Source organism: Pseudomonas fluorescens (genome assembly GCF_902498065.1).
Taxonomy (GTDB): domain Bacteria; phylum Pseudomonadota; class Gammaproteobacteria; order Pseudomonadales; family Pseudomonadaceae; genus Aquipseudomonas; species Aquipseudomonas fluorescens_BJ.
In genome coordinates, this window is sequence record NZ_CABVIR010000005.1 from 412,589 (window position 1) to 430,517 (window position 17,929).

At 60.4% G+C, this 17,929-nt stretch carries 14 protein-coding genes; 4 read left to right on the forward strand and 10 right to left on the reverse strand.

Annotated elements, in window-relative coordinates:
• Window positions 1-157: 157 nt before the first annotated feature.
• Entirely contained in the window at window positions 158-646 is a 489-nt protein-coding gene (locus F8N43_RS20180) for an SRPBCC family protein (protein WP_150633778.1), read from the reverse strand.
• A 266-nt stretch (window positions 647-912) separates the two neighbouring features.
• On the opposite strand from F8N43_RS20180, the gene F8N43_RS20185 reads away from it, so the two are divergent.
• On the forward strand, window positions 913-1,314 hold the full coding sequence (locus F8N43_RS20185; RefSeq protein ID WP_150654243.1) for a lysozyme inhibitor LprI family protein: 402 nt from the start codon (window positions 913-915) through the stop codon (window positions 1,312-1,314).
• 131 nt (window positions 1,315-1,445) lie between these two features.
• Here the strand turns inward: F8N43_RS20185 and peaD are convergent, their stop codons facing one another.
• From peaD to peaA, 4 genes are all read right to left on the reverse strand, one after another.
• Window positions 1,446-2,564, reverse strand: coding sequence for a quinohemoprotein amine dehydrogenase subunit beta (gene peaD, locus F8N43_RS20190; protein ID WP_150633776.1), 1,119 nt, complete (start codon window positions 2,562-2,564; stop codon window positions 1,446-1,448).
• A 24-nt stretch (window positions 2,565-2,588) separates the two neighbouring features.
• Window positions 2,589-2,912: a quinohemoprotein amine dehydrogenase subunit gamma gene (qhpC, locus tag F8N43_RS20195; protein WP_008027961.1), complete on the reverse strand. Its 324-nt coding sequence runs from the start codon at window positions 2,910-2,912 to the stop codon at window positions 2,589-2,591.
• A gap of 1 nt (window position 2,913) precedes the next feature.
• Window positions 2,914-4,344: a quinohemoprotein amine dehydrogenase maturation protein gene (gene peaB / locus F8N43_RS20200; protein WP_150633775.1), complete on the reverse strand. Its 1,431-nt coding sequence runs from the start codon at window positions 4,342-4,344 to the stop codon at window positions 2,914-2,916.
• Window positions 4,345-4,426: 82 nt separating this feature from the next.
• Window positions 4,427-6,007 (reverse strand): quinohemoprotein amine dehydrogenase subunit alpha, encoded by a 1,581-nt coding sequence (gene peaA / locus F8N43_RS20205; protein WP_150654244.1) that lies wholly within the window; start codon window positions 6,005-6,007, stop codon window positions 4,427-4,429.
• A 357-nt stretch (window positions 6,008-6,364) separates the two neighbouring features.
• Between peaA and F8N43_RS20210 the strand changes: the two genes are divergently transcribed.
• Complete coding sequence (locus tag F8N43_RS20210; RefSeq protein ID WP_150654245.1) at window positions 6,365-7,093, forward strand: hypothetical protein; 729 nt, start codon at window positions 6,365-6,367, stop codon at window positions 7,091-7,093.
• 231 nt (window positions 7,094-7,324) lie between these two features.
• Window positions 7,325-8,815: an aldehyde dehydrogenase family protein gene (locus F8N43_RS20215; protein ID WP_150654246.1), complete on the forward strand. Its 1,491-nt coding sequence runs from the start codon at window positions 7,325-7,327 to the stop codon at window positions 8,813-8,815.
• 120 nt (window positions 8,816-8,935) lie between these two features.
• Here F8N43_RS20215 and F8N43_RS20220 read toward each other — a convergent pair whose 3' ends face one another.
• The 5 genes from F8N43_RS20220 to mrdA all read right to left on the reverse strand — a co-directional run bounded on the left by F8N43_RS20220 (window position 8,936) and on the right by mrdA (window position 16,599).
• Window positions 8,936-10,225 (reverse strand): NAD(P)/FAD-dependent oxidoreductase, encoded by a 1,290-nt coding sequence (locus F8N43_RS20220; RefSeq protein ID WP_150633771.1) that lies wholly within the window; start codon window positions 10,223-10,225, stop codon window positions 8,936-8,938.
• Window positions 10,222-10,899, reverse strand: coding sequence for a S8 family serine peptidase (locus tag F8N43_RS20225; protein WP_150637606.1), 678 nt, complete (start codon window positions 10,897-10,899; stop codon window positions 10,222-10,224). Before F8N43_RS20225 ends, F8N43_RS20220 begins: the two co-directional genes overlap by 4 nt.
• Window positions 10,889-12,607: an ABC transporter ATP-binding protein gene (locus F8N43_RS20230; protein WP_150637608.1), complete on the reverse strand. Its 1,719-nt coding sequence runs from the start codon at window positions 12,605-12,607 to the stop codon at window positions 10,889-10,891. Before F8N43_RS20230 ends, F8N43_RS20225 begins: the two co-directional genes overlap by 11 nt.
• A complete protein-coding gene (locus F8N43_RS20235; protein ID WP_150654247.1) occupies window positions 12,607-14,511 on the reverse strand; it encodes a sigma-54-dependent Fis family transcriptional regulator in 1,905 nt (634 codons plus the stop codon). The genes F8N43_RS20230 and F8N43_RS20235 overlap by 1 nt, the downstream gene beginning before the upstream one ends.
• A gap of 195 nt (window positions 14,512-14,706) precedes the next feature.
• Complete coding sequence (gene mrdA, locus F8N43_RS20240; RefSeq protein ID WP_150637610.1) at window positions 14,707-16,599, reverse strand: penicillin-binding protein 2; 1,893 nt, start codon at window positions 16,597-16,599, stop codon at window positions 14,707-14,709.
• Window positions 16,600-16,864: 265 nt separating this feature from the next.
• Here mrdA and F8N43_RS20245 point away from each other — a divergent pair, with 265 nt between their 5' ends.
• A complete protein-coding gene (locus F8N43_RS20245; RefSeq protein WP_150637612.1) occupies window positions 16,865-17,788 on the forward strand; it encodes a TIGR03571 family LLM class oxidoreductase in 924 nt (307 codons plus the stop codon).
• Window positions 17,789-17,929: the final 141 nt, after the last annotated feature.

Consider the following 17,929-nt stretch of genomic DNA (forward strand, 5'->3'; position numbering starts at 1 on the left):
CCGGTTGATGAGGCTAGATTACGCATCGGATCCAATCTGCAACAGGCGACATAGTTACCAATGCGTGTAAGACATTCGCTATACCACCCCTTCCGAAAACCCTTAGACGCGTCAGGTGTCGAGCCTGGAAGCCACGAGTTTCGGGGCCCGCAGACCATTACTCTTGCTGATGCTCGCGAGCCTTGGTGTTGATCTTCAGAAATTCTTCGATGTTGTTCATCTGCTCATCCCAACCACGGCTGTCCATGCGGAACGCCTTGAGCCGCCGCGTCTGGGGAATATGATCGAAGCCGGACTCGGTAACCCTGAGCAAGGTGCCGTTATCCATGTCTTCAAGCTCGAAGAGCACCAGCGTGGTGGGCTCCTGGGAGTAGTCGACTTCCGGCTCGACGGCATACGGGTGCCAGCGAAACGAAAACACCCGCTCCGGCTCGACTCGCTCCACCAGGACATTCCACAGCAAGTGCTCATAACCGGGGTAAGTAATCTGCCCCTGAGTCCATTCGCCGGCGACAAAACGCTTGCCTTCCAGTGCCACGCCAAACCACTGCCCGAACGCTTCAGCGTTGGCCAGCACACGCCAGACCTGCGAGCGCGGCGCTTTAAGCAGGATCTTCCTTTCGATGCGATCTGATGCTGGGTTCATAAGTCACCTCCTGTACTGAACAGTAGGCCTGTAAGACCACAAGACCAACCTTAAAGTTGTATCAATCGGGTTTCTCAATCAACCCTGCCTGAAATATTCGGCCTCACATCCGTGCCAAAGTTCGGGGTTGAGAACGTGAGAAGTGAAACAGGGGCGAGGACATCCAAGACTGCGCTGATCACTTACTAAGGGCTTCCAGCGCCACCGCAAGCGAATAAGCCTTCGCTACACTGCACCTCATCTTTTCTGTCACAGCGAGAATCCCCATGTACCCACGCGTGCTCCTGGCGCTGACGCCGTTGCTGTTCACCACCGTTGCTCATGCCGTCGATTGCGACAACGCCACCGACCAGGCCACGATGAATCAATGTGCGGCGCAGCAAAACAAGGGGGCGGACAAGGAGTTGAATGCGCTTTACCAGCAGATCACCGAGCGTTTGAAGGGCAGTCCCGACAGCAAGAAGCTGTTGGTTGGCGCGCAGCGGGCGTGGATCGGGTTTCGGGATGCCGAGTGCAAGTTTTCGGCGTCCGGGGTTGAGGGCGGGAGTGTCTATCCGTTGATTTACAGCCATTGCATCACGGACCTGACCAAGGCGCGGGTTGAGGCGTTCAAAACTTATTTGAAGTGTCAGGAGGGGGATTTGAGTTGCCCGGTGCCTGGGCAGTAAATTCTCTAGCGTTTTCGATGGCCTCTTCGCGAGCAAGCCCGCCCCCACATTCGACCGAGTTCTTCCAGAAAGAACGCGATTAAATGTGGGAGCGGGCTTGCCCGCGATGGCGTCAGCTCAGACGCCGCAAATTACCGGACAAATATCTGCGCCGTGGTAATCGCCATATCCCCACCCGGCAGTTTGATGCTGCCGATCTGTTTCATGCTCTCGGGATCGAAAATCGCCACGTCATTAAACGTCCCGGCGAGGTAGATCTTGCTGCCCTCCTTGTTGAAGGAAATGCAGTAGTAGGAATGATCCAGCGTCGCCGCCTGCAGCATTTTCTTTTCCTTGATGTCGTACTTCGCCAGGCGATTGAGCACGCCAAACATCAAGTTCGGGTCCTTCGGCGAGCGCATGCCGCTGAAGTAGATTTCCGTCAAAGGGCCGAAGTCGGTGGTTTCGGTCTTGCCGGTTTTCAGGTCGATGCTGAACAGCCCGTAGAGGTACTCGGCGGTGGCGGGGTCCTGTTTCTTGTCCTTGAACTTCGCCGCGGTGTAGAGCAGCGAAAAGTCATGGCGATAGGTCTGCTGGTTCCACACGTAGAGCACGTCCGGTGCGCTGTAGTTGGCCCGCTTCCAGTGACGGCTGGGGATCAGTACATCGAACTTGCCGGTTTTCACATCAACCTTGTAGACATCCGCCCCGGCCACGTACAGCGTGCCGTCGTCGCCACTCTGCATGATGGTCAGCTGCCGTGGCGCCGGGAAGCTGCGCACGGGTTTGGCGTCCATGCCTGCGTCAGTGGCGTAGACATCCAGGCGCGGCTGCTGCACTTCGTAGCGGTCATTGAGCATCAACGTCGGGTTGGCGATGGCAAACAGTTCCTTGCCGTCATGACTGAGGGTGAAGGCGAACATCGACTTAGCTTTCTCCCCCGGCTTCTGGGTGATGCTGGCGTGGAACACCTGCTTGCAGCTGTCCAGTTCGACCCCGTAGACATCGGCGTAGTGATTGTTCAACACGTAAGCGGTCTTGCGGTCCGGCGACAACTGAACCGTGCCCGGACCGAAGGCGTCCGGCATCTTGCAGGTCTTGAACAGGGTATCCGTGGCCAGGTCGAGCACGTGCAGGTTGTTCGGGTAATTAGTGGTCACCATGTACTCGTGACCGTCTTGCAGTGCCGTGTTTTCATCGGCCAGAACACTGAGCGAACAGCTGCTCAGGAGGGCGAAAGCGGCCAGGCCGCAGGCTTTGATGCTGTGCATGCTGGAATCCTTCTTCTTATCTGATCACTTGTCTTTAGGGAAGACAGTGCCAAGGTTGCGCCAATTGTCGTTGGACGCCTGGGCATCCTTGTTCCAGTCCGGGTAGGTGCTCATCATGTCGGGCACCTGGGCTGGCCACCAGCAAGGGTCGGAACAGCCATAAAGGTCAGCTTCCATCGGCTGGCACAGCGACGACACACCGCCAAACGCATCGATCTCCCAACCCGGGTCGGTGGTCGAGGCGCAGCCCGCGACGGAGCTCATCGCCACCACTTCTTCGATACGGTTTTCGGCCGCGGCCTCATCGAGTTTCAACGCTTTATTATTGATTGCCTTGAGATGTTTCATATCAGTGAGCCTTGCGCGGAGTGATGTAGCTGCTGATAAACGCAGGGTTGTTGGCCATGATCCGGGTGTAGACCTCGATGCCGAAGTCGACCCAGTCACGCATCAGTTCGCAATAGTGATAGGTCGGGTGGGTCGGGTCGCCGTAACGGGCGTAGCTCTCGTGGTAGCAGCCGCCGGAGCAGAGGTTACGGATCTGGCAGTCCTCGCACCCGGTGTTGGTGCGGTCCAGGCGCTGGGACAGAAAGTCGTTCAACTCAACCTGTTTCACACCGCTGTGCACGTTGCCGAATGTCGGCAGCGATGAGCCGGTAAAGCGGTGGCACAGGTTCAGCTCGCCCTTGTGATCCACCGCCAGCATCTTCAGGCCCGCGCCGCAGGGCAGGGCTTTTTTGTGGCCTTCGTGGATGTCGGTGATCAACTGGTGCAGGTTGGAGAACCCAATGTTGCGATGTTCCAGCGCCGCTTCCAGATAACGCCGGCCAAGCCTCTTCATGCTGGCGAAGACTTCGATCAACTCGTCGCTGGTCAGGTTGAAGGTGCTGATGTCGCCGGAGGTCACCGGGGCAAAGCCGACTTCGGCAAACCCCAGTTCATTGAACAGGTGATCCCAGATGGTTTCGACGTCGGTGACGCCGGTGGTCAAGGTCACGCGAGCGCCAACCGGACGGCTGTTGTAGCGCGACAGCAGCATCTCGGCCTTGCGCCGCACCACGTCGTACGTGCCCTGCCCGCCCACGGTGATGCGGTTGCGATCGTGCACGGTTTTCGGCCCGTCGATACTGACCGAGAGCCCGAAGCGATGGGCGTTGAGGTAGTCCACGGTGTCTTCGGTGAGCAGCGTCGCGTTGGTGGTCATGACGAACTCGACGAACTTGCCCGCCTCGCGGAAACGCTTCTCGCAATAGTCGACCATGTATTCGATCAGCTTGCGGTTGCTCAGCGGTTCGCCGCCGAAAAACACCACGGTGAAACGTTCCTCATCCGGGGATTCACGCAGCAGCATTTCCACTGATGCAATAGCCGTTTCGACATCCATTTTCTTGCCGGCCGACGGCTTGTCGAGGTCTTCCTTGTAGCAGTAGGTGCAGCTCAAGTTGCAGCCGGTGTTGACGTTGAGCACCACGGTATTGATCGCGGTGCGCTCGACCCGTTTGGTGCCGATGTCCGGCGTCAGCGGCGAGCCGTCGCTGACCAGTTCCAGGGACATCAACTCACGCAGGGTCTCGGTGATTTCCTCGCCGTTGAAGCGTGAAGACAATCGCTGGATCAGGTCGTCCGACGAGCAGCCGGGACCGCGCAACGTATCGATGATGGTGCCCGTCAACTCATCGCTGGCGAACAGCGAACTGCTGGGAATGTGAAACAGCATGCGGTCGGCATCGACGTGCACTTCGTGCAGGTTCCGCTCAACCAGATTCAAAATAGCGCCCATTGCAACCTCCTGTGCACACCCCGTTTTACGGGGCCTGCGGTCATTCCGAAAAAAGTGTCTGAAGACTCGGGTTTCAGCCAACTCACGGAATGGGTGGATTGTTCCAGCGTTGCACGGTGACGATCATGTGGCCTTCGCCGGTCAGGGATTTCCCTGCGTCGTCGACGGCGGCGATCACCTTCAGGTTGCCGGCATTGTTGGTGGACATTTTGCGTTGCGGGTTCGGCCCGGCATCGCCCGGGGTGAACACGCCGCTGTCGGCCTGCATGGTGCCGGCGAACTTGACGTCTTCATCTTCCTTGGCGCGGTCGTCGAAGGCTTCGACCGACCACTGTGCCGGGAACACACCGATGCGATACGGCTTGCCGTCAGCGCCCTTGCCCCAGGCTTCCGCGTCGAAACGGCCCTGGACTTTCGGTGTCGAACCACCGCCCTCGCCGATCCGCGCCACCGAGAACTCGGGCACGACTTTAACCTCGGCAATTTCGCTATAGACCGACAGGGTCGGGCCTTTCAGTGTACCGACGGTGACATTGCGCAGCCCTGGTTGGGCGTTGGTGGCAGCCTTGAGTTTGACGCGCATACGTTCCGGACTTTGCTCCAGCACTTCGACCACTTCCACGCCTTTGCCGAAGTTCGGTTTGCCCGTGAGGCCGCTGCCGATCAGGGTGACTTCCGTTTCGGCGCCAGCCTTCAAGTAACCCGGTTGAACGGCCAGCAAACGACTGCTGCCCTGCTTGGCCGCAACGAAGTCCAGACCACGTTCATCATGCTCGGCCTCGAACATCCGGCCTTGCATCGCGCTGCCTTGGGCGGCGAATACCTGGCGCATGGTCACACCGTCGATGGTCACGTTGCCGCGCCATTCGTAGCCGGTGTACAGAATCGCGCTGCCGTCGCCATTGAACGGCGTGCCGTCGGCGTATTGGCCTTTGACGCTGACCTTGAACGTGTCGTCGCCAGCGGCGCCGACGCTCATCACCCCGGCCAGTTCACCTTTGCCCGGCAAGTGGCCACTGAAGCTCCAGTCACCGACAAACGACTCGGCTTTCGGTGCTGCGCTCAGCCATTTTTTCCAAGCCGGGTTGTCCAGCGGATAACGCTTGGCCAACAGTGGCACCATTTCTTTTCGAGCCAGATCGAACCAGTCACGGTCGCGAGACAGGGCCTGGTATTCCAGCGATGGCCATTGACCGAGGTGGAAGTTCACCAGACGCTCCCATTCCTGGGCCGGACGCCGTTGCAGGGCGACCCGCGCACCGGAGTGACAGCGGCCGCACATCTGGCTGGTCTGGTCGTCGAATTTCTCAACGGTATTGAGTCGGCGCTCCAGCGCGTAACGCACCCCATCGGTTTCGCTCGGCGCCAGGCCTTGGGTGTCGGCCAGGTATTTGACCAGGGTGCGGCGGTCGTCATCGCTGATCTGCAAACCGTGCATGATCTGCATCCGGGCGATGCTCATCAGCCAGCCTTCCGGGGTTTTGCGCTGGTGGCTGATGCGGCTCAGGGCATTATCGGCTTCAGGGGTGTGGCAGCCCTGACAGGTTTCCTTGAGGATGGTCTGGGCGTCGCGGGCTGCCAGGCTATACGGCGAATGCAGCGCCACACAGGCGGCCACGGCCAGCAGACTGGCGCTCAGGCCTGATCGGAGTTTTCTCTTCATCAACGTCGAACCTCGCACGGTGCTTTCTTATTTTTGTGGCTTATCGTTTTTATGGTTTCTGCCGCCGGCGGCGCACCGCAGACGGAGGCAAGAGAAACGTCTGCGATGAGCAATACACGGAGCGTGCCAGCTTGCCGATTAGCTTTTTAATCAAGCGGTTGCGTGAAGTTGACCGCTGTTGACCCTGCCTGATCGAGAGCGCCTGCGTCTAATATCGCGACAGTTGTTGCAGTCTGAGACAAGCATAGATGCCTCCGGCCAAACATGACTCACCGAGCCTGCCGAACCGGGTCAGCACTCAAGTTCCCCCCCGGCCCGTCGATAACCTGCGTACACAAACGTTAAGGGAATGACGACATGGCAATTTCTTTAAACTCTGCCTTGATACAGCCATCGGCCGCTCAGCTCAGCCAGTCCAGCCAACCACTGACAGCGAAAACGCTGAGTGAAGAGCAGCAGAAAACGACGGTAAACATCAATCCGGCGGCGATTTATCATCCAGGCGATGAAGCGCCTGCCACCAGTCCGACCGTCGAATCGATCGAGACCTGGATCGGCCGATCCCGCTCACCTGACTTCCCTCAGGTTGCCGAACGGCACCAAAACGCCCATCAATCGCTGAAATCCTCTTTTGAAGAGTTCCAGTCTGCGCTGGCCCACGCCTATCCGGATCTCGCCGACAAAAAATTTGGCTTCACCATTCAAGCGGATGGAAGCCTCAAGGCCCTCAACACTTCAGGCGCGCTTAGTTCTTCCGATATGAATCGGCTGAACAATTTGCTGAATGCCTCCAGTTCGCTCAAATCGGCAGCGAGCAGTTACCGCGACGCCTCCATCGAGCTGGTGGCCGCCGACTCCGTATGGGGGGGCAGCTACATGGGCGGGTACAACCTGAACAAGGAGAACTTCGCCAACACCATCGATCTGGGTGCCCTGTTCTTGAAGAAAGGCTCGACGCCAAACGCTGAAACCCTGAACGGCTTCTTCTCTTCTCAGTTGTGGAGCAAAGGCGAACGGATGACGCAAGAGATGGAAGTGCAGATGCTGACCGAGCGCAACGCCAAGAAGATCGACGAAACAGTCTGATTGCAGACAGCTCAGCGTATCGCCCGAATCAGCCCGGGCCTCTTCTTCGGCCTGGGCTGAAAAAACCGTCTCTGGAATCTCAGGCACCGTCGCGATTTGCGACAACGTGGCAGAACCGGGCGGCCGCGGATTTGATCCCGCGCCCGCCGCCAAAGGGCTATCAGGCCCTTGCGGACAGTTGGCACAGCCATTGCGAAAGCCTCGTTCTCACGAACAACAAGAGGCCTCGCCATGACGCTCCCTTACCTGCTTCCCGCCACCTCGGCGTTCATCCAGCGCGCCCCGCGCATGCTTATCGGCGGCGACTGGGTCGAGGCTGCCGACGGCCAGACCATGCCCCTGCACAACCCGGCCACCGGTGAAGTGCTGTGTGTGGTGCCGCGGGCCACGCCCGAAGACGTTGACCGTGCGGTGCTCGCGGCGCGTCAGGCGTTCGATGATTCCGCCTGGACCCGCACCCGCCCCCGCGAGCGGCAGAACCTGCTGTGGAAACTCGCCGACCTGATGGCGCGCGACGCCGAACTGCTGGCGCAACTGGAATGCCTGAACAACGGTAAAAGCGCGGCGGTGGCCCAGGTGATGGACGTGCAGCTGTCGATCGACTTCCTGCGCTACATGGCCGGTTGGGCGACCAAAATCGAAGGCTCCAGCGTGGAAGTGTCGTTGCCGCTGATGCCAAACGATCAGTTCCACAGTTTCATTCGTCGCGAAGCGGTGGGCGTGGTCGGCGCCATCGTCGCCTGGAACTTCCCGCTGCTGCTGGCCTGCTGGAAACTCGGCCCGGCCCTGGCCACCGGTTGCACCGTGGTGCTCAAACCCGCCGATGAAACCCCGCTGACCGCCTTGAAACTCGCCGAACTGGTGCTTGAAGCCGGTTACCCCGAGGGCGTGTTCAACGTGGTCACCGGCACCGGCATCACCGCCGGTTCGGCGCTGACCCACAACCCGCTGGTGGACAAGCTGACCTTCACCGGCTCCACCGCCGTCGGCAAGCAGATCGGCAAGATCGCCATGGACTCCATGACCCGCGTCACCCTGGAGCTGGGCGGAAAATCGCCGACCATCGTCATGGCCGACGCCGACCTGAAGACCGCCGCAGCAGGCGCTGCCAGTGCGATTTTCTTCAATCAGGGTCAGGTCTGTTGTGCCGGCTCGCGGCTGTATGTGCAGCGCAAGCATTTCGACAATGTGGTGGCGGACATCGCCGACATTGCCAACGCCATGAAGCTCGGTAACGGGCTGGACACGAGCGTGGAGATGGGGCCACTGATCTCGGCGCGTCAGCAGGAGCGCGTATACGGGTACATCGAAAAGGGCCGGGAAAGTGGCGCGACCATCGCGTGCGGCGGTGAGCAATTCGGGCCGGGATTTTTCGTCAAACCGACGGTGATCGTCGATGTCGATCAGAAGCATTCGCTGGTGCAGGAGGAGATCTTCGGGCCTGTGCTGGTCGCCATTCCGTTCGACGATGAGGCCGATGCGTTGCGCATGGCCAATGACAGTCCCTACGGGCTTGGCGCGAGCATCTGGTCGAATGACCTGGCGGCGGTGCACCGGATGATTCCGCGGATCAAGTCGGGTTCGGTGTGGGTCAATTGCCACAGTGCGCTTGATCCGGCGTTGCCGTTTGGCGGGTACAAGATGTCGGGGGTTGGGCGCGAGATGGGGTATGCGGCGATCGAGCATTACACGGAGTTGAAGTCGGTGTTGATCAAGTTGTAGTAGCGGCGCCCTCTCGGGCGTCATCGCGGGCAAGCCCGCTCCCACAGGGGATTGTGGTTTACACAAAACTACTGTGGGAGCGAGCCTGCTCGCGAAGTGGCCAGGCCAGTCAACATAAATTCAAGGTTTGAACCCCTGAGCCAACAGCCAACTCCTGACCAGCCTGCCCTGCTCCACCGTCAACCCCGCCAACGCCTGCCCGGCGGATTCGGTCTGTAGCCGCCGCACCAGCGGCGCCAGCTCAACCCCCTGCACATGCCAGATCCCCAACGGCTGATCTGCCGTGATCACCACCTCAGCCTCATCCACAAAACCATCCTTTAACACCGGCGCTCGCTCGATTATCAACGAAGAAAAATCCGCCTCGGCGTGCGCCACCTCGGCATCCGGCCACTGCCGCCGCGCCTGCCAGAATGGCTGATCCAGCCAACGCTGCTCATCGGCATAAAAATCCCGCCCGATCCGCGCAAAACGCAAAAACAACTGCTCTATCCGCTGCTGATGAAAGCGCTGCGCCAGCGCTGCTCGCTCAGGTTTTCGCAGCAACGTGTTGATCACCGTCGGCGCTTGCAACGCCGAGGACAAGGACTGAAAAATCCCGTTGCCTGACAGCGGGTCGACCGCCATCGCCGCATCGCCGACCCGAATCCAGTTTTCACCACACACCTGCGGGTTAAGAATCGCGGTGCTGCTGCGCGCATGCAGTTGCAGGTCGATTTCAGGTTCGTTCGCAAAAAACGCCCGTGCCAGCGTCGAGCCCTGGCGCCGCTGGCGACAGTAATCCAGCAATTGCGCCTTGCCCGGCAGCGCAGCGCTGGCGACGTCCACCGTCCACTGCCAATAACACTGACCGTCCGCCCGTCGCGCCATCCACGCCCAGCCGTCCGCAAGGCTTTCCACGGCACTGGCGGTGTCACCCGGCGCACCTTGCCAGCGATTGAGCAGGCTGACCGTCTCTGGCCCGCGCAGCCCCTTGCCGAGCGCCGGCGCCTGGCGTCCGCGCGCCTCGACGAGGAAGTCCGCGAGCAACGCTTCATGCCCCTCAATCTCGACCCGATGCCCCGTCGCCGAGGTCTGTACCGTCAGCACCCGGCCTTCAATCAACTCGACGCCCGCCAGGCGCAGGTCCTCGCGCAGACCTCGATCAAAGCTCGGCCGATCGAGTAGAAATTCGATGTTTTGCGCGTGTTGCTGACCGTTCCACGACACCTGCCGCTGCGACGGCAATGCCGCATCCGCCAGCGCCTGATGCAGACCGGCACCGCGCAAGGCCTCCAGCACCCGGATGGAAACGCCTTCCAGCGCCGCAAACCGCCGCCACTCGCTGACCAGCGTCACGGCGTAACCGAGCCGGCGCAAACCCAAGGCCACCGCAGCCCCCGCCGGCCCAGCGCCAAGAATCAGAATCATGCGCCGAAACGCCGTTCAGGCCCGCGATAACGCGCGTTTTCCCGCAGCCAGTCAATGACCTGCTCGTTGCTCGCCTCGGGATGTGCAACCAGGAAACCGGCGATGTGCCCGCTCAACGCCGCACAGCCCAGGCTGGCGCCGGACTGCCCCGGATAGGTCCCGTGCACGCACGCCGCGAAATCCGCCTGCGCGCTGTTGAGCCATGACCATTCCTGTTCGGCGCAACGGGCATCGCCGGTCACCCGCAGCACCTGTGGATAGTTCGCCGGGAACACACCCTCGCCCTGCGCCGGGCTGGATGCACACAGCAAAATGCCCCGCGCCACTGCCGCTGCGCACGCCTCGCGCAACAGGCTGCGATCCTGTCGCAACCCGAGGCTCAGATTGATCAGCCGCACGTCCTGCGCCACCAGCCAGTCAATCGCCGAGGCAATCTGCAAGGCGCTGGTGACGCCACGCTGATCGAACACCTGAGCCACGCAGAACACCGCCGAAGGGGCCCGATGACTGATGGCTTCGATCACCGCGCTGCCATGACCGAGCGGGTCGTCGCGCAAGTCACTTTCGGCCAGACCGTCCGACAGCAACGAGAACCCTCGTCCGGCGATCACCTGCACCCGCTGCGCCGCCGAATGGCCGCTGTCCACCACACCGATTCGCAGTTCAGACTTCATGCAGCACCGTTTTCGACGTGAGCACGCCGTCGAGCAATTCAAAGCGCAGGTCGGCATCGGCCAGGGTCGAAGGGCGATGACTGATGAGGATACGCGTGCGCCCGGCAAACAGTCGGTCGATGGCCTCGATCACTTCGCGTTCGGTGGCTTCATCCACTGCCGACGTGGCTTCGTCGAGCACCAGAATCAGCGGATCCTGCAACAGCGCCCGGGCGATGGCGATGCGCTGTTTCTGCCCGCCGGACAACTGCTGCCCGCGTTCGCCCAACGGACTGTCGAGGCCTTCGGGCAATGAGGCGATCAGGCTGTCGAGTTGTGCCAGGCACGCTACTTCGGCAATCGCTTCACGACTGGCGTCGGGCACGGCGTAGGCCAGGTTGTCGGCCAGGCTGCCGCGAAACAGCACGATGTCCTGACTGACCACGGCGATCCGCCGGCGCAACTGGAACAGGTCCAGTTCCCGCAGGTCGACCTCGCCCAGCAACACCCGCCCGGACTGTGGGTCGTGATGGCGTTGCAGCAAATCGATCAGCGTCGATTTGCCGACCCCGGAGCCGCCGCTCAGGGCGACTTTCAAACCGTAGGGAATCCGCGCGTCGATGCCGCGCAAAGTGCTCGGCCGACCGGGATGGCTGAAGTGCACGTCGTCGAAACGCAGTTCACCGGAAATTGGCATAGGCTTGGGTTCAACGGGGGTCAGCACCGTCGGCTCCTCACCGCGCAATTCCATGACGCGCCCGAGGCTGACGGTCATCCGCTGAATAGCGACATAGAGCCCGAGCAAGCTTTGAACCGGCCCGACCGCCATCCCCAGATAGGTGGAAAACGCGATCAGCGCACCCAGTTGCCAGGTCCCTTGCACCACCCAATAACCGCCAATCAAAAAAGCACAGGCACGGGACAGAGAAGTCAGCGTCCCCGGCACGGCCTGAGTGAAAAACTCGGTGACTTGCAGGCGCAGCAGCTGACTCATGTAGCCTTGCCCCAATGCCTCCAGGCGCCGTGATTCACGCTGCTGCTGACCGGCGGACTGGATGAATTTCATCACCGGCAGGGTCTCGACCATGAACGACGACATGTCCGCCGAACGCTCGCGCAACTGACGCACATCGCGCTCGACCTTGCGGCGCATCCAGCGCAGCCAGAGCACGTCGAGGGGAATCAGCACCAGCGCCAGCAACGAGAGTTGCCACGACAAGGTCAGCAACATCGCCACCGCGACCACCAGGCCGATCACGCTCGATACCGCCGAAAACAACGAGTCCACGGCGAAGCGCTGGATCTCCGCGACGTCGCCATCGAGGCGCGACATCAGATCGCCGATGCGCCGTTGCCCGTAGAAGCTCGGCGACAGGGTTTGCAAATGCCGATAGAGGTCGTCGCGCAGCGAAAACAGAATCCGCCCGGAGAGTCGCGTGTGCAGGTAACGATTGATCCCCGAGAGCGCCGTGCCAAGCAGCCCGGCGATGATCATCAGGCCGGCGATCAGCACCAGCATGGGGAAGTTGCGGGCCAGCAAGCCATCGTCGATCAGCAGCTTGGTCAACCACGGCTGCACCAGCACCAACGACGAGGCGCAGACCGACAAACCAAGCAGCCCGGCAATCGCCAGACGATGCGGACGCACAAAGCTGTAGAGCCAGCGCAACGCCGCTTGCAGCGCTTCTGGGTTTTGACTCTCGATCAGCCGAACGATCAAGCGCTGCATCACGTACGCAACTGTTTGAGCTTGCGGTACAAGGTTGCGCGGCTGATGCCCAAGGCATCGGCGGCGGCCGAGACGTTGCCCTGATGGCTGTCCAGCGACTGGCGAATCAACTCCAGTTCGTTTTCGCGAATACTGCCCGACGGGGGGCGTTCGCTGGCGTTCAGTTCGTCGAGCATGCTGTCGGGCAAGTGGTCCAGGGTGAGTACGGTGTCCCCCGGTTCGCGCATGGCCAGCGCAGTGCGCAAGACCATTTCCAGTTGGCGGATGTTGCCCGGCCAGTGATAGCCCGCGAGCAGGCGATTCAGATCGTCATGCAGGACCATGCCCGGTGCGTCGAGTCTGGTCAGCACACGACCGACCAAAGCGCTGAAATCGTCGCGTTCGCGCAGAGCCGGCAGCATTACGCTGATGCCGTTGACCCGGTAGAACAGGTCTTCACGGAAGTGTTTCTCTTCGACCAGGCGTTTGAGGTCGCGGTGGGTGGCGCAGATCAGGGCGACGTCGATGTCCTGTTCTTCACCGGCGCCCAAAGGCGCGACTTTACGGTCCTGCAAGACGCGCAGCAGACGCGCCTGCAAGGCTAGCGGCATGTCGCCGATTTCGTCGAGAAACAGCGTGCCGCCGTGGGCCTGTTGCAAACGACCAACCATGCCGCCGCGCCGCGAGCCGGTGAACGCGCCTTCACGGTAGCCGAACAGTTCGGACTCGATCAGGCCTTCGGGAATCGCCGCGCAGTTCACCGCGACAAAGGGTTTGTCGCAGCGGCTGCCGGCCATGTGCAAGGCACGGGCAATAACTTCCTTGCCGGTGCCGGTTTCGCCGAGCAGCAACACCGGCAACTCATTGGCCAGCCCTTGACGGGCCATGCGCAAGGCCCGGGCATAGCGGACATTGCTGCCGGCCAGGGCGTCGAGATCGGGTTGCGGTTTAGCGGTTTTGGCGGTGCTGCGCGGCGGCGTGCTGACGTTGATCGACCGCTGCGGCGCGCGCAGGGTTTTGTAGAAGAACTCGCCTTTGGCGGTCTGCAAACTGCCGATGCCGCCCTGATGCAGACGCGACAACAGTTGCAGGCCGTCGACGCCGAGAAACTCTTCGCAACGACGACCGACCAGTGCCGAGCGTTCGGCGTGGAGCAACTGACATGCCTGGGCGCTGACTGCCAGAATCTGCCCGCCGAGGCTCACCGCCAACAGGCCCTGCCAAGGGGATTCGAGGTATTGCCGACGGCTGTGGAAGGCCAGGACGATCTGGTCCGGGAAACTGGCGTTGAACACCCGGCTTTCGATCTGACTGACGGCCATGGCCAGCAACGCGGTGCTGTCGTGAACGCGCCCGAGCGGGCCTTCGCGGGTCAGGTCGAGGACGCCAAGGATATCGCCTTGCGGGCAATAAATCGGCACGGAGGTGCAGGAGAAATCGGTCAGGCGATCAAGGTAGTGCTCGCCGCAATCGATCATCGTCGGCCGGGCCTCCACCAGTGCGGTGCCCAGCGCGTTGGTGCCGCGAGCGGCTTCGCTCCAGCAGGCGCCAAGGGTGATGTCTTGCAGGCCGCTGCCCTTGAGACGGTCGGCGCGGCCTTCGACCGCGAGGATGGTGGCATCGGAATTGGCGAGGATGATCAGGCCTTCCTTGCCCTGACGGTCAGCCAGGTAATCGATCGCTGGCAACGCTGCGTCGATCAACAGGCGATTGTTCGCCAGCAGCACGTCGAGGCTCGCGCTCGACTCCAGCGCCAGTTCATGTTTGCTGTTGAAATGCACGCCATGGCTGAGGCTGCGCCGCCACGATGCATCGATTTCCGCCCGCAACACCCCATCGGGGACTTCGCCCTCGAGGTGGAGTTTTTCCCGGGCCAGCCGGGCTTCACGGTGCAGCTTGGGGGAAGTTGTTTTTATTAGCGTCATCAAGCGCTCCGGATCGGTCCGCCCTGCGCTTTTTTAAGTTCAGCGCCCTGCCGCAATCTTTACGTTAACGTCAGGGCGATGGCAAGTGCCTTACGGCATTTGGATTTCATCGGGACGAGCGCGTTATCGTTCGTGCGCGAAAGCTGCCGGCACTTGCTCAGTATTCGTGAACCTGTGCCGGGAAGCCCTGATCACTTAAACGTGAGGATCACCAGGTGGTTTACTCGGCGTGGCGTACTGCGGTTTCAGGTGGCCGTCCTGATCGAGTAACCAGGCGTCCATGATCTGTCGCACCACAGGCCCGGCGACGCGACCGCCAGCCTCGCCGTTTTCGATCATCACCGAGATCACAATCTTCGGATGCTCGGCCGGCGCGAAGCCGACAAACAGAGCATTGTCACGGTTGCGCTCCAGGGTTTTTGCCCGGTTGTAGCGCTCACCCTGTTTGATCGCGACCACTTGCGCGGTACCGCTTTTTCCGGCGATGCGGTACTGAGCACCCTGCGCCGCCGCTCGGGCGATCCCGCGGGCGTCGTGCATGACCATTTGCATGCCGTGGTTGACCTGCTCCCAGTCACGCGGGTCTTTCAACAGGATGTTTGGCATCGGATGCTCATCCACTGGCGCCACACCGTCCACGGTTTTGGCCAGGTGCGGGCGGTTCCACACACCTTTGTTGGCGATCAGCGCAGTGGCTTGAGCCAGCTGCAAAGGCGTGACCTGCATGTAACCCTGGCCGATACCGAGGATCACCGTCTCGCCGGGGAACCACGCTTGACGGCGAGTGGCGCGCTTCCAGGCCTGAGACGGCATCAAACCGGCAGACTCTTCGAACATGTCCAGCGAGACCTTCTCGCCGAGACCGAACATCGCCATGTAGTCGTGCAGGCGATCGATACCCAGCTTGTGCGCCAGGTCGTAGAAGTAGGTGTCGTTGGAGCGCATGATCGCTGCGTCCATGTCTACCCAACCGTCGCCGCTGTGGTTCCAGTTACGGTACTTGTGATCGAAGTCCGGGAGTTGGTAATAACCAGGATCGAAGACGCGGGTCTGCGGGGTCACGACACCCGCATCCAGTCCGGCAATCGCCACTTCAGGCTTGATGGTGGAACCGGGCGCATAGAGACCGCGCAGCACGCGGTTAAACAGCGGCCGGTCGATGGAGTCGTGCAGTGCCGCGTACTCCTTGAAGCTGATCCCGGTCACGAACAGGTTCGGGTCAAAGCTTGGCTTGCTGACCATGGCCAACACTTCGCCGGTCGATGGATCGAGCGCGACCACAGAACCACGACGATCACCCAGGGCTTCTTCGGCGGCTTCCTGAAGTTTGACGTCGAGGCTCAGTACGATGTTTTTACCGGGCACCGGATCGGTGTGTTTGAGCACTCGCAGCACGCGACCCTGGGCGTTGGTTTCGACTTCTTCGTAACCGACGTGGCCGTGCAATTCTGATTCATAAAACTTTTCAATCCCGGTTTTGCCGATGGATTGGGTGCCCCGGTACTCAACCGTATCCAGGGCTTTGGATTCTTTCTCGTTGATGCGACCGACGTAGCCGATCGAATGCGCGAAGTGCGCGCCCATCGGGTAATGGCGGACGAACTGCGGCTCGACATCGATTCCGGGCAGACGGAACTCGTTGACGGCGAGTACGGCGATTTGCTCTTCACTGAGCTCGTAGAACAGGGTGACGGGCACAAATGGGTGGCGTGCCTGCTTCATCGCTTTGTCGAACAGCGCCCGGTCCTCGGCCGGCAGGTGCAGAAGGTTGACCACCTCGTCCAGCTCTTCTTTGACATCAGCGGCGCGTTCACGGGTGATGGTCAGGTTGAAGCTGGGACGGTTGTCGGCGAGGACCACGCCGTTGCGGTCGTAGATCAATCCGCGCGTGGGAGTGATCGGCAATACGTGGACGCGATTGTTTTCCGAGATGGTCGAGTGATAGTCAAACTCAACCACTTGCAGCACGTACAGGCGTACGACCAGTGCACAGGTAATAGCCACGACGAACAAGGCGCAAGCCATCAGTCTTTTGTTGACCAGGCGCGTCTCTTTTTCGTGGTCTTTGATCGGTATCGGCTGGGGCATTTCTACAGCTGCTCTTTAATTAAAAAGGGGCGCCGATCCGTAGGCTTGAAATCAGTCCGTTAAAAAACGAGCTGCACCATACCAAAAACCCTGCGGTCACTTTAGTGCGATTTCCTCTAACGGTTGTCCTTGAGGGCCAAAACGACGGTTGGTTTTTTTCTGACTCGTGCGATTTGTTCAAAATTGATATTCCGATTCATGCATTTTTCTTGCTGATGGGCCTGTGGATACTGGGTGCATGTCATTCCCTTTTTGGAGTCTTTTCATGCATCCACGATTTACACGATTACTCGGTTCGAACGGTTTTTCCATTGGGCTGGAGCTGCCACTGGATAACGATTGGTCCAGCGAGGGCCAGCGACGACGAATGGCCGAGGATCGCCCTTTCGGTGTTCCGGATCTGAAGCAGCACGCGGCGATGGCGCGGCTGGCGGACAAGGCTGGGTTCCGCGCTTTGTGGGTCCGCGATGTACCGGTTTACGACCCGAATTTCGGCGATGCCGCACAGGTATTCGAAGCCTTTTCCTACCTTGGATACCTGGCCGGAATCACCGACAACATCATGTTGGGTACAGCGGCGGTTGTACTGCCATTGCGTCAGCCATGGCTAACCTTGAAATCGGCAAACAGTGTTGATGAGTTGAGTGATGGACGCTTGCTGCTTGGCGTGGCCAGTGGCGACCGGCCGATGGAATATCCATTGTTTGGAGTGGATTACGATCAGAGGGGAGAGATTTTCCGCGATACGCTGGAGTTGCTTCGCGACCAGGGTGAAGGCCGCCTGCCAGAAGGTGCGCGCTTGCTTCCGCAGCGCGATGAATCTGCACCATTGTTAGTGGCAGGTCTGGGTCAGCAAACGCCCGCATGGATTGGTGAGCATATGGATGGCTGGCTCGCCTACCCGGGTACGCCAGATGAGCATCGGCGTCGGGTCGCATTGTGGCGCGAGGTGGGTGGAGATAAGCCTTACATCAGCTTCGTCCACCTGGATTTGGCAGCCAATCCTCACGCACCAATGCGACGGGTACGTTTCGGTGGGATTTGCGGGCGGTTGGCGTTGATTGATGAGCTTCAGGCATTGCGTGAGGCTGGGGTACAGCATGTTGGCCTGCATGTGCGTCGTAGTGAACGACCGGTTGCCGAGATTATTGAAGAAATCGCTGAACACGTTCTGCCGAAGTTTCACTGACAATGCAGTGGCTTCAAGGGCAGCCCATGAGGTTGCCCTTTTTTTCGGCACTTTCCTGCGGACAAAACAAAACCCCTACCTGCATACGCAGATAGGGGTTTCGGAATTTAATCTTGACGATGACCTACTCTCACATGGGGA

Excerpts from the sequence above, each read along its gene's own strand:
- F8N43_RS20230 (WP_150637608.1), bottom strand. The coding sequence starts at position 12,607 with ATGCAGCGCTTGATCGTTCGGCTGATCGAGAGTCAAAACCCAGAAGCG.
- qhpC (WP_008027961.1), bottom strand. The coding sequence starts at position 2,912 with ATGAAACATCTCAAGGCAATCAATAATAAAGCGTTGAAACTCGATGAG.
- F8N43_RS20225 (WP_150637606.1), bottom strand. The coding sequence starts at position 10,899 with ATGAAGTCTGAACTGCGAATCGGTGTGGTGGACAGCGGCCATTCGGCG.
- F8N43_RS20235 (WP_150654247.1), bottom strand. The coding sequence starts at position 14,511 with ATGACGCTAATAAAAACAACTTCCCCCAAGCTGCACCGTGAAGCCCGG.
- F8N43_RS20210 (WP_150654245.1), top strand. The coding sequence starts at position 6,365 with ATGGCAATTTCTTTAAACTCTGCCTTGATACAGCCATCGGCCGCTCAG.
- F8N43_RS20180 (WP_150633778.1), bottom strand. The coding sequence starts at position 646 with ATGAACCCAGCATCAGATCGCATCGAAAGGAAGATCCTGCTTAAAGCG.
- peaD (WP_150633776.1), bottom strand. The coding sequence starts at position 2,564 with ATGCACAGCATCAAAGCCTGCGGCCTGGCCGCTTTCGCCCTCCTGAGC.
- F8N43_RS20220 (WP_150633771.1), bottom strand. The coding sequence starts at position 10,225 with ATGATTCTGATTCTTGGCGCTGGGCCGGCGGGGGCTGCGGTGGCCTTG.
- F8N43_RS20245 (WP_150637612.1), top strand. The coding sequence starts at position 16,865 with ATGCATCCACGATTTACACGATTACTCGGTTCGAACGGTTTTTCCATT.
- mrdA (WP_150637610.1), bottom strand. The coding sequence starts at position 16,599 with ATGCCCCAGCCGATACCGATCAAAGACCACGAAAAAGAGACGCGCCTG.
- peaB (WP_150633775.1), bottom strand. The coding sequence starts at position 4,344 with ATGGGCGCTATTTTGAATCTGGTTGAGCGGAACCTGCACGAAGTGCAC.
- F8N43_RS20215 (WP_150654246.1), top strand. The coding sequence starts at position 7,325 with ATGACGCTCCCTTACCTGCTTCCCGCCACCTCGGCGTTCATCCAGCGC.
- peaA (WP_150654244.1), bottom strand. The coding sequence starts at position 6,007 with ATGAAGAGAAAACTCCGATCAGGCCTGAGCGCCAGTCTGCTGGCCGTG.
- F8N43_RS20185 (WP_150654243.1), top strand. The coding sequence starts at position 913 with ATGTACCCACGCGTGCTCCTGGCGCTGACGCCGTTGCTGTTCACCACC.